General features: G+C 45.4%; 3 protein-coding genes. All 3 read left to right on the top strand.

Features of this window, described 5'->3' with window-relative positions; translation table 11 throughout:
• Positions 1 to 442 precede the first annotated feature (442 nt).
• The 3 genes from CDG61_RS17755 to CDG61_RS05220 all read left to right on the top strand — a co-directional run bounded on the left by CDG61_RS17755 (position 443) and on the right by CDG61_RS05220 (position 13,528).
• Entirely contained in the window at positions 443 to 9,943 is a 9,501-nt protein-coding gene (locus CDG61_RS17755; RefSeq protein ID WP_322887959.1) for an Ig-like domain-containing protein, read from the top strand.
• A 157-nt stretch (positions 9,944 to 10,100) separates the two neighbouring features.
• Positions 10,101 to 11,768 (top strand): poly alpha-glucosyltransferase, encoded by a 1,668-nt coding sequence (locus tag CDG61_RS05215; protein WP_087550652.1) that lies wholly within the window; start codon positions 10,101 to 10,103, stop codon positions 11,766 to 11,768.
• On the top strand, positions 11,765 to 13,528 hold the full coding sequence (locus CDG61_RS05220; protein ID WP_087550653.1) for a hypothetical protein: 1,764 nt from the start codon (positions 11,765 to 11,767) through the stop codon (positions 13,526 to 13,528). The genes CDG61_RS05215 and CDG61_RS05220 overlap by 4 nt, the downstream gene beginning before the upstream one ends.
• Positions 13,529 to 13,555: the final 27 nt, after the last annotated feature.

Genomic DNA, 13,555 nt, shown 5'->3' on the forward strand with positions numbered 1-13,555 from the left:
AAAAAACTTATGTGTGTATGGCTATTATCTCAAAATATTATTTTGATACATAATTGGAAATAAAAGAGTTTTTTAATAAAAGTCATATAAAAACAAAAATTTACATATAATTTGTCTGAATTTTTTTATCAATAATGATTCTATTCTTTGTTTTTTTTAGGTTTTTTTAAGATACAAAAAAAATGAATTTTTTTTAAATTGTTTAATTAATTGATATTCAATAAATATTTTATATTAAACAAATGAAATAAATCACACAATAAACTACACAATTCAACATAGTGTGTGAAAAAAAACAAAAGTGTGATAAAAATCACAATTGGGAAGCTATAAGCTAATGAATTGTACCCACAAGTCATTATAAAAATACCAAAAATCTCTAATTAAAGAGGGTTTCGAGATGCCGCAAATATCGGTGATATCAAAGGAGACTCATAAATTATTGGAACAGGTTAATTCCAATAATGTAGGAGTCACAGAAAATTCAGTCATTGTAGTCAAAATCCCGAAAGAGGATGTTGCTTCAATTACTCGTGATGGTAATAACGCTGTTATTACATTAAAGAACGGTGAAGTTGTTGTAGTAGAAGGGTTCTTCAATGAGCAGACCCCAGACAACAGCCTTGTGTTTGAAGGAAATGATGGTTCACTGTTCTGGGCTAATTTCACAAATGCAGATGGTACAATCGCTGAAACAATTAAATATCAGGCTATACAGGAAATTGAACCACTGCTGTATCACGATAATCTGGCAGGTATTTTACTGCCGTGGATTGCTGGTGCAGGCGGTGTAGGCGCAATTGCAGCTGCCGCAGGTGGTGGCGGTGACGGTGACAGCACTCCAACTCCGGATACAACCCCACCGGCTAAACCGACTGATGTCAAATTTAATGACAAAGGCGATCAGGTAACCGGTAAAGGTGAGCCTGGGGCTACAGTAATTGTTAAGGATAAAGACGGTAAGGTAATTGGAACAGGTACAGTTGATCCAAGTGGTAACTTTGTTGTTGATGTTAAACCACCATTGACCAATGGCGAAAAAGTTGATGTAACACTGAAAGATCCATCAGGCAATGAATCTGGTCCAACTGAAGCAACAGCACCTGATACAACAGCACCTGATGCACCGACAGAAGTGGCAATCACTCCAGACGGTACGCAAGTAACCGGTAAGGGTGAGCCGGGCGCTATTGTAAAAGTTAAAGACAAAGACGGTAATGTGCTGGGTTCAGCTGTAGTTGATCCAAGCGGTAACTTTGTTGTTAAACTTGATGATCCGTTAACCAACGGTGAAAAAGTTGATGTTACACAAACAGATAAAGCAGAGAATGAATCTGAACCAACAGAAGCAACTGCTAAAGATACAACGGCACCTGCTGCCCCAACTGATGTTGACTTCAATGATAAAGGTGATGAAGTAACCGGTAAGGGTGAGCCAGGCGCAACTGTAGAAGTTAAAGATAAGAACGGTAATGTTATTGGTACTGCTGTGGTTGATCCAAGCGGTAATTTTGTTGTTGAAATTCAACCACCGTTAACCAATGGTGAAGAAGTTACAGTTACACAAAAAGATCCTGCGGGTAATGTGTCACCATCAGTAGATGTTACTGCACCAGACTTAGATGAATCTGACAGCGACTCTGATTCTGACAGCGACTCTGATTCTGACAGCGATTCCGACTCTGACAGCGATTCTGATTCCGACAGCGACTCAGACTCTGACAGCGATTCTGACTCTGACAGCGATTCAGACTCTGATTCTGACAGCGACTCTGATTCTGACAGCGATTCCGACTCTGACAGCGATTCTGATTCCGACAGCGACTCAGACTCTGACAGCGACTCAGACTCTGACAGCGACTCAGACTCTGACAGCGATTCTGACTCTGACAGCGACTCTGATTCTGACTCCGACAGCGATTCTGACTCTGACAGCGATTCAGACTCTGACAGCGACTCTGATAGCGACAGCGATTCAGACTCTGACAGTGATTCTGACTCTGACAGTGATTCTGACTCTGACAGTGATTCTGACTCTGACAGCGACTCTGATTCCGACAGTGATTCTGACTCTGACAGCGATTCTGATTCTGACAGCGATTCTGACTCTGACAGCGATTCTGATTCCGATAGCGATTCCGACTCTGACAGCGACTCAGACTCTGACAGCGATTCAGACTCTGACAGCGATTCTGATTCTGACAGCGATTCAGACTCTGACAGCGACTCTGATTCCGACAGCGACTCAGACTCTGACAGCGATTCTGATAGCGACAGCGATTCTGATAGCGACAGCGACTCTGACAGCGACAGTGACTCTGATTCCGACAGCGATTCTGACTCTGACAGCGACAGCGATTCTGACTCTGACAGCGACAGCGATTCTGACTCTGACAGCGACTCTGATAGCGACAGCGATTCTGACTCTGACAGCGATTCTGATTCCGACAGCGATTCAGACTCTGACAGCGACTCTGATTCTGACAGCGATTCCGACTCCGACAGCGACTCTGATTCCGACAGCGATTCTGACAGCGACAGCGACTCTGATTCTGACAGCGATTCTGACTCTGACAGTGATTCTGATTCCGACAGCGATTCTGACTCTGACAGCGACTCTGATTCCGACAGCGACTCTGATTCCGACAGCGACTCTGATTCCGACAGCGATTCTGATTCTGACAGCGACTCTGATTCCGACAGCGATTCAGACTCTGACAGCGATTCTGATTCCGACAGCGATTCTGACTCCGACAGCGATTCTGATTCCGACAGCGACTCTGACTCTGACAGCGATTCTGACTCTGACAGCGATTCTGACTCTGACAGCGATTCTGACTCTGACAGCGATTCTGACTCTGACAGCGATTCTGACTCTGACAGCGATTCTGACTCTGACAGCGATTCTGATAGCGACAGCGATTCAGACTCTGACAGCGACTCTGATTCCGACAGCGACTCAGACTCTGACAGCGACTCAGACTCTGACAGCGACTCTGACTCTGACAGCGATTCTGACTCTGACAGCGATTCTGACTCTGACAGCGACAGCGATTCTGACTCTGACAGCGATTCTGACTCTGACAGCGACTCAGACTCCGACAGCGATTCTGATAGCGACAGCGATTCTGACTCTGACAGCGACTCTGACTCTGACAGCGACTCCGACTCTGACAGCGATTCTGACTCCGACAGCGACTCTGATTCCGACAGCGATTCTGATTCTGACAGCGACTCTGATTCCGACAGCGACTCAGACTCTGACAGCGACTCAGACTCTGACAGCGATTCTGACTCTGACAGCGACAGCGATTCTGACTCTGACAGCGATTCTGACTCTGACAGCGATTCTGACTCTGACAGCGATTCTGATTCCGACAGCGATTCTGACTCCGACAGCGACTCTGATTCCGACAGCGATTCTGACTCTGACAGCGACTCCGACTCCGACAGCGATTCTGACTCTGACAGCGACTCCGACTCTGACAGCGATTCTGACTCTGACAGCGACAGCGATTCTGATTCCGACAGCGATTCTGACAGCGACTCTGATTCTGACTCTGACAGCGATTCTGACTCTGACAGCGATTCTGACTCTGACAGTGATTCTGACTCTGACAGCGATTCTGACTCTGACAGCGATTCTGACTCTGACAGCGACTCTGACTCTGACAGCGACTCCGACTCTGACAGCGATTCTGACTCCGACAGCGACTCTGATTCCGACAGCGATTCTGATTCTGACAGCGACTCTGATTCCGACAGCGACTCAGACTCTGACAGCGACTCAGACTCTGACAGCGATTCTGACTCTGACAGCGACAGCGATTCTGACTCTGACAGCGATTCAGACTCTGACAGCGATTCTGACTCTGACTCTGACAGCGATTCTGATTCCGACAGCGATTCTGACTCCGACAGCGACTCTGATTCCGACAGCGATTCTGACTCTGACAGCGACTCAGACTCTGACAGCGACTCCGACTCCGACAGCGATTCTGACTCTGACAGCGATTCTGACTCTGACAGCGACAGCGATTCTGATTCCGACAGCGATTCTGACAGCGACTCTGATTCTGACTCTGACAGCGATTCTGACTCTGACAGCGACTCTGACTCTGACAGCGATTCTGACTCTGACAGTGATTCTGACTCTGACAGCGATTCTGACTCTGACAGCGATTCTGACTCTGACAGCGACTCTGACTCTGACAGCGATTCTGACTCTGACAGTGATTCTGACTCTGACAGCGATTCTGACTCTGACAGCGACTCCGACTCTGACAGCGATTCTGATTCTGACAGCGACTCAGACTCTGACAGCGATTCTGATAGCGACAGCGACTCTGACTCTGACAGCGACTCCGACTCTGACAGCGATTCCGACTCTGACAGCGATTCTGATAGCGACAGCGACTCTGACTCTGACAGCGATTCTGACTCTGACAGTGATTCAGACTCTGACAGTGATTCAGACTCTGACAGCGATTCAGACTCTGACAGCGATTCTGATTCCGACAGCGATTCTGACTCTGACAGCGATTCTGACTCTGACAGTGATTCTGACTCTGACAGCGATTCTGACTCTGACAGTGATTCCGACTCTGACAGCGATTCTGATTCCGACAGCGACTCTGATTCCGACAGCGATTCTGACTCTGACAGTGATTCAGACTCTGACAGCGACTCCGACTCTGACAGCGATTCAGACTCTGACAGCGATTCTGATTCCGACAGCGATTCTGATAGCGACAGCGATTCTGATTCCGACAGTGACTCTGATAGCGACAGCGACTCTGATAGCGACAGCGATTCTGATTCCGACAGCGATTCCGACTCTGACAGCGATTCTGATTCCGACAGCGATTCCGACTCTGACAGCGATTCTGACTCTGACAGCGATTCTGACTCTGACAGCGATTCTGACTCTGACAGCGACTCTGATTCTGACAGCGACAGCGATTCTGACAGCGACAGCGATTCTGACTCCGACAGTGATACAGATGCACCTGATGAACCTACTGCACAGTTCAATGCCGATGGTTCCAAAGTCACGGGTACAGCTGAGCCTGGTTCTCTTGTTAAAGTTAAAGACAAAGATGGCAATGTCATCGGTTCTGCAACTACAGATGCATCGGGTAACTACTCAGCAGATCTGAATCCTGCCCTGAAAAATGGTGAGAAGGTTGATGTAACGGCAACAGATACTGCCGGTAATGAATCCTTACCGACAGAGGCAACAGCTCCTGACCTGACAGCACCTGATGCACCGACAGCCACAGTGACACCGGACGGCACAGCAGTGACCGGTACGGGCGAACCTGGCGCGACAGTTCTTGTGAAAGACAAGGACGGCAACACCATCGGTTCAGCCGTGGTGGATGCAAGCGGCAACTACAGTGCACCGCTGGATACCCCGTTGACCAACGGTGAGAAAGTGGATGTGACTGCAACAGATGCAGCGGGCAATGAATCAACTCCGGTTGAAGCAACAGCTCCTGACACCACCGCACCTGATGCACCGACAGCCACAGTGACACCGGACGGCACAGCAGTGACCGGTACGGGCGAACCTGGCGCGACAGTTCTTGTGAAAGACAAGGACGGCAACACCATCGGTTCAGCCGTGGTGGATGCAAGCGGCAACTACAGTGCACCGCTGGATACCCCGTTGACCAACGGTGAGAAAGTGGATGTGACTGCAACAGATGCAGCGGGCAATGAATCAACTCCGGTTGAAGCAACAGCTCCTGACACCACCGCACCTGATGCACCGACAGCCACAGTGACACCGGACGGCACAGCAGTGACCGGTACGGGCGAACCTGGCGCGACAGTTCTTGTGAAAGACAAGGACGGCAACACCATCGGTTCAGCCGTGGTGGATGCAAGCGGCAACTACAGTGCACCGCTGGATACCCCGTTGACCAACGGTGAGAAAGTGGATGTGACTGCAACAGATGCAGCGGGCAATGAATCAACTCCGGTTGAAGCAACAGCTCCTGACACCACCGCACCTGATGCACCGACAGCCACAGTGACACCGGACGGCACAGCAGTGACCGGTACGGGCGAACCTGGCGCAACCATTCTTGTGAAAGACAAGGACGGCAACACCATCGGTTCAGCCGTGGTGGATGCAAGCGGCAACTACAGTGCACCGCTGGATACCCCGTTGACCAACGGTGAGAAAGTGGATGTGACTGCAACAGATGCAGCGGGCAATGAATCAACTCCGGTTGAAGCAACAGCTCCTGACACCACCGCACCTGATGCACCGACAGCCACAGTGACACCGGACGGCACAGCAGTGACCGGTACGGGCGAACCTGGCGCAACCATTCTTGTGAAAGACAAGGACGGCAACACCATCGGTTCAGCCGTGGTGGATGCAAGCGGCAACTACAGTGCACCGCTGGATACCCCGTTGACCAACGGTGAGAAAGTGGATGTGACTGCAACAGATGCAGCGGGCAATGAATCGACTCCGGTTGAAGCAACAGCTCCTGACACCACCGCACCTGATGCACCGACAGCCACAGTGACACCGGACGGCACAGCAGTGACCGGTACGGGCGAACCTGGCGCAACCATTCTTGTGAAAGACAAGGACGGCAACACCATCGGTTCAGCCGTGGTGGATGCAAGCGGCAACTACAGTGCACCGCTGGATACCCCGTTGACCAACGGTGAGAAAGTGGATGTGACTGCAACAGATGCAGCGGGCAATGAATCGACTCCGGTTGAAGCAACAGCTCCTGACACCACCGCACCTGATGCACCGACAGCAACTGTAGATCAGACTGCTGGTGACAAAGTGACAGGTACAGGTGAACCTGGCGCAACCATTCTTGTGAAAGACAAGGACGGCAACACCATCGGTTCAGCCGTGGTGGATGCAAGCGGCAACTACAGTGCACCGCTGGATACACCTCTTGTAGATGGTGAGAAAGTGGATGTGACTGCAACAGATGCAGCGGGCAATGAATCAACTCCGGTTGAGGCAACAGCACCTGACCTGTTCGCACCTGCAGCACCGACAGCGACTGTAGATCAGACGGCTGGTGACAAAGTGACGGGAACAGCTGAACCTGGTTCAGTGGTGACCGTGAAGGATGCAGCCGGAAATGTACTGGGCTCTGCAACAGCAGATGCTTCAGGTAACTACACAGTTCCAGTGAATCCTGCACTTGTGGATGGTGAGAAAGTCAGCGTGACCGCGAAAGATGCCGGTGGAGAATCACCTGCAACGCCTGCGACCGCACCTGACCTGTTCGCACCTGCAACACCGACAGCAGCAGTTGATCAGACGGCTGGTGACAAAGTGACAGGTACAGCTGAAGCTGGCTCCACAGTGACTGTTTATGCAGCTGATGGCGTGACCAAACTTGGTTCTGCAACAGCAGATGCAAGCGGCAACTACACAGTGAATCTTGCAACTCCACTGACCAACGGTGAAGAAGTGAAGGTGACAGCGAAAGACCCAGGTGGCGAATCCGCTCCTGCGACTGCCACTGCTCCGGATACAGCACCTCCGACGAACATCACGGTTGATATCACATCAGTCAGCGATGATACGGGGACAGCGGGTGATTTCATCACGACGGACAACACCCTCAGCATCAACGGTACAGTTTCACGTACCCTGCTGGCAGGTGAGAAGGTTCAGGTATCGAAAGATGGCGTGAACTGGATAGATGCAACCACAGGTTCTGATGGCAAATCATGGACTGCAGTTGATCCGGCGACACTTGCGGTGGGTAACTATACCTATCAGGCACGTGTGGTTGATGCTGCTGGAAATGCATCTGCTCAGAAAGACACTCAGAATGTGAAAGTTGTGGAACTGCTGGCTGTCAATGATGTGAACACACTGATCACACTGGCGACTCCTGTAACGACAACTGTTGCTGAAACAACAGGTACCTCGATTACACTGGGCAGCTGGAATGGCGTATTCATACGCGGGGACCTTGCTGAAAGCACAGATGCACTGAAAGTTGAAATTCCTCAGGGTACACTTGTGACTCAGACAATCTCATTCGGTGGACTTGCATTAGGTCTGGGGATCGGTACCGTCGATCTGATTGTATTCAAATACAATGAAGTGACCGGTAACTATGATCAGATTGATAAGAAAGTGGGTGCAGGTTTTGAAATCGGACCATTTATGGGCGGTTCTGCAGATGTGACCATGGACGGCGGTAAGTACATGTTCCTGACGCAGAAAACCGGTTTCAGTGCAAGCTTCATCGGTGGTGTGGTGTTAACCGCAGAGCAGGCAACAGGCACAAGTTATGGTGATCTTGAGATTTCAGGAAACGTCGTAAATGCCAAAGTGGGTACAGAGAAATCTGATATTCATACCGGCACAGTGACTGTAACTTCTGTCACTGGTGCAGGTGGAACCAAAGCGGTTTCGAATGACCCACTGGTTGCAGGTGATGCCTCAACTGCCGGTCTGAAACCGACTGTACTGACAGGTGAGTTCGGAACCCTGACCATCTATGCAGGTGGCGGTTATAAGTATGTGCGTGATTACACCAAGGCTGGAGCAATCGGTAAGGTGGATAACTTCACCTATCAGATCACAGATCAGTATGGTAATAAATCAACTGCGCAGCTGAACATCCGGATCAACTCAAACGGTTCAGGTTATGTATTTGATGACAGTAACCCGGCAGCTGATGCCAAGCTGAATGTGGATACGAACAACGATACCAACACGACCCGTTCGATCCTCAGTACGAGCAACCCGACTGTATCGACTGTTGTGAAAGAAAGCGGCTTCCTGGCTTCTGACAACGTGATCAACTACAACGGTGTATCGAGTACCTCAAGTTCTGACAACACCAGTACAACATTTACCATTAAGGCTAAGTCAGCAGTGACGATGAACTTTAATGTGGATGTTCCTGCGAATCAGACAGAGTTCTTTGGCAGTAACAAAACTGATTACTCCATGAAGATCATCATTGAGCAGCAGAACGGTTCGAGCTGGACAGCAGTTTCGTCTTCAGCTGTGATCAAAGCTGATGGAGCAAGCAGCCTGAGCTTCATGGCAGGTGCTGCAGACGGTACTTACCGTGTCCGTATCGAAACCTACAATACGGGTGCGTACAAACCAACGTTTGACAGTTCAACGTTTGCCATCAACAACATTGACCTCAAGTCCTATGCAGTTGGCGGTTATAACGTTGCCGACACATCGACGACCTATGTTGTATCGGGTAACGTAAGAGCCAATGATACCGGTGCGAAAGATGCTTCGACCTCGAAGCTGTCGATTGCGCTTGATCAGGGTGCTTACCAGGATGTGACAGGTGCTGTGACCATCAACGGTAAATACGGCAAACTGGTGATCAATGCAGATGGTGGTTACACCTATGATCCGACCAACAGTATCTACAACTTGGGTAAAACAGAAGTGTTTAACTATAAGCTGACGACTGTTGACGGAAACAGCACGGATACATCAAGTCTGTCGATCAATATCGAGTCAACAGGTGTGATCATGAACTCCACCGATACTGCCACAACGCTGACAGGTACATCGGGTGATGATCTTCTGATCAGCCGAGGCGGTAATGAAACGATTACGACTTCAGGCGGACATGACACAGTGATCTTCAACCTGTTGAAGAACACAGTAGCGGATGCGACCGGCGGTAACGGTCACGACACCTGGACGGACTTTACCAAAGGTCTGAGCAATGCATCGGGTGATGTGATTGATATCAAGGGTCTGCTGTCTGATCAGACAGGCGTCAATGCGGGTAATATCGGTAATTATGTGAAAGTGGCTTATAACGGCACAGATACTGTGATCAGTATTGACCGTGACGGCACAGGAGCAAATTACAGTTCAGCGGATCTGCTGACACTGAAAAATACCAACACGACACTGGCTGAGCTGCTGCAGAACAACCAGCTGTTATTCTGATCTGAATACATAATTCAGTAAAAGAAAGAGGACCTCAGGGTCCTCTTTTTTATATAAATCAATTACTAAAAACATATAAATAAGGTCTTAACAGAAAGAAAACTTATGCTATATTTGTTGTGAACTACATAACAATTTTTATATAACGTGTGAAAAAATGACAGTTAATACTTTTTCAGAACTTGCTGAATTTAAAGAAAATTTAGGGAAATGGTTGAATAGTGAGCTGAATAGGGAAGCTCAGGATATTTATGTGGTTTTTTTCTCTTACGGTACCCGTAAAAACAGGTGTAATGTCTGGTCCACAGCAGACAAAGATGTTCAGACTGTAATCAAAAGAACCCTTAAATTCTGTGAACAGTTTTTTGATAAGAACCGTGGTTTACCTGAATATTTAAAGTTTGACATTGCGGTCAATATTGAAAAGAAAGACTGGGCTGATATCAATGCAGAAGTGACAGGACAGATACATAATAATCATTACAGAAAAGGTATCAGCTTTGACAGTAGTTTCGGTCAGTGCTTCCTCGAACAGGAAATTTATGGAAAGTCCATTATCAAAGGCGTGGTTTATAATGAACCCAATTTTTTTGATGAAAAAAATCTGAACGATGCATTAAAGAAAAAAAATCCAAACTTTAAAGGAAATATACAACTTTCAAAATTAAAGACGGCCTGGGTGTTTGATACCATCTCTGCAATTTATGAAAATAAAAAATTTTTGGCATTACAGAGTGGTGGAGCTTCTAACGGTATAAGGTTTATTGAAGGTGATAAAAAAGCGCATATTAAAGAAATTGTACTTAAAAACGCAGAATTTCTGCATGGGCAAATCCAGGAAAATGGTCGCTTTGTTTATGGTTATTTCCCAGCATTTGACCGTGAAATTAAAAGCTATAACACTGTCCGGCACTGTACAGCAGTTTATGCACTGCTCGAAACACTGGAAGTTGAATACAATGATGCCTATTTGCCAAAAATAAAAACATCCATTCAGTATGCAATTAATACATTCTATAAAGAAATGGATGGTAAAGCATTTTTGATTGATGGCAATGAACCTGATCAGGAAATAAAACTGGGCTCAAATGCTGCTGCAATTTTCATGTTTGCAAAATATCAGGAAATTACCAAAGACAGTCAGTATATTGCTTATGCAGAAAAACTGGCCGAAGGTATCCGCTATATGGTGGATGATAAAGGCGAAACAACACATGTTTTAAGCTATCCATCACTGGATGTGAAAGAACAGTTCCGTATTGTTTATTATGATGGCGAAGCTGCGCTTGGATTGCTGCGCTTATATCAACTGAATGACAATCCGGTTTTACTTGATACAGTAAAGCTGATGTTTGAGCATTTTATAGAGAAAGATTACGATAAATATCATGATCACTGGTTAAGTTACTGTAGCAATGAGCTGACAAAAATCTGTCCAGAAGAAAAATATTTTAAGTTTGGCATGAATAACTATTTAAAGCATATGGACTTTATCAGAAATCGAAAAACAGCTTATGCAACATTCCTAGAAATGATGATGTCAGCTTATAAGATGGTCATTCGTATGTGTGAACAGGGTTATGATGAACTGTTCGCACAGGCTAAATTTGAAGAACTTGAAGACCTGATCGAATATCGTACCGAGTATCAGCGTTCAGGATTTTTTTATCCTGAGGTTGCCATGTATATGGCTAAGCCCGAACGTATTCTGAATGCGTTCAATGTTCGGCATGATAGATTGCGTACAAGGATTGATGATCAGGAACATAACCTTTCAGGTTATGTGGCTTATATTAATCATTTCAAAGCCGATGGTGAGGTATGAAAAAAGATCTGTGGGCAGTGATATGTGGCAATATCAGAGATGAACTGGATTTTAAGCTGACCTTGAGTAAACTGGTTCAGCTTCGTTCTGAGCATAAAATCCACCATATTTTACTTTCAACATGGAGTGGAGAAATTGATAAGTATGAAGGTTTAAGAGCTGCACTTAAACAGTTGGATGTGTATGTGCTTGAAAGTCATCCAATTTCAGATGGACTACAGGCAACACCAACTGATGCAGTCAATTTCTGGCGTCAGTCCCGACAGTTAATGGGAGCACTGGATTTAATTCCTAAAGACAGTTTTATATTGCGTGTCAGAACGGATAGAAGTCTGAACTATATTAATCAAATGGAAAAAATGAGTGTATTTGATAACTATGCCGTTGAGTCTATAAGTTTTGGTAAATTTCCAAGAGTATTTCAGTATAAGGTTTTTGTGTTTTCACCAAAAACCGTCAGACTGATGCACATGATTGACTTTGTATTTCTTGGTTACCACAAAGATTTGTATAAGTTGATCAATTTTGATGTAAATGAATTGATGTTTCAGAAGCAGGTTGTGGCAAATGCACAGTGGTTTATAAAGCCATTTATTGAAGAGTTTCCGGTTCTTCGTGATTATATGCGTTTTACTGTTTTCAGAAGTACAATTCAACTGTTAAAAAAATATGTAGATGAAAAAAAAGAAGAGTCAGTTTTTCCTGATATATATTATAAAGTTTATGCAATATTCATATTGATTATGCATACGCATTTTAAAATACTTTATATGGGACGAGTGAATGATAATACTTTGAGTGAGACAGGGTTTCATCAGTTTTTCAGTACTTCACCTGGAAACAATCTTTATTCAACAGGATTAGGGACTTCAATCAGAAATGAAAAAGTATTAACTTATGCCGTTGAAGGTAAGTTAAAGCCCTCTGAAAGCTATTCAAAATTTATGGATCAGATCAGATCGCTGGCAGTTCATGGAAATACTGTTGAAATGGAATACAGCTATCAGGATATGAAAAATCTTGAAGATTTTGTTAACAGTGGAGTTTACGATGACAAAGGAGTTAAATGGTATAAACAGCTAAAAACAAAACCTTTATTGGTCAATAAAAAGTATAAAGAAACTTATGATGTCAGTGCGTTGAACTGTATAAAATGTGAAAGTCAGCTATGGCATGATTTAACAGAAACTTTTTCAATTGAAAAAGAGTTATGGAGTAAATGGCTGGAAATAAGCAGTCCAAAATCTATTTCAACTGAGAGAATGCTGTTGCCTGTTGCAAAAACAGGAATTGAATATGCAACGTATATTTTACTCGATATGCTGCATCATAATAAAATATCACAGGTAAATATTTCAGAAGTAATCAGAATCGTTGAGTTTTATCTCAATATATCGGTAACGAAGAAACTGAATACAACATTAACAACGAGGATTGCATATAAGTATCTGCAGCTGATTAAAAGTGGAAAAATTTTGAATCCAAAGATAAATTTGAATACACTTTTTTCCTGTGTTCTTCTTGATTATGAAAAGCTGTACGATAATGAAGAATCAGATTATATCAAGTCAGTTCAGGAAATATTGACCCATCATAATTTAAATGATGTTGAAAAAAAATTATTGAATTCAATACTCATTGATATGGAACTGGAAAGCAAGCTGAGTCGTGATGAAGTTTTAAAATTCTATCAAGAAAACAATATGAAAATTGATGAAAAAATAGTTTTAAAGGATTACATAAGAGAAGAAGAGGTCTAAAAGTTAATTTCTGAATTTTTGACACTG

The organism is Acinetobacter sp. WCHAc010052 (genome assembly GCF_002165295.2).
GTDB classification, from domain to species: domain Bacteria; phylum Pseudomonadota; class Gammaproteobacteria; order Pseudomonadales; family Moraxellaceae; genus Acinetobacter; species Acinetobacter chinensis.

Excerpts from the sequence above, each read along its gene's own strand:
- CDG61_RS05215 (WP_087550652.1), top strand. The coding sequence starts at position 10,101 with ATGACAGTTAATACTTTTTCAGAACTTGCTGAATTTAAAGAAAATTTA.
- CDG61_RS05220 (WP_087550653.1), top strand. The coding sequence starts at position 11,765 with ATGAAAAAAGATCTGTGGGCAGTGATATGTGGCAATATCAGAGATGAA.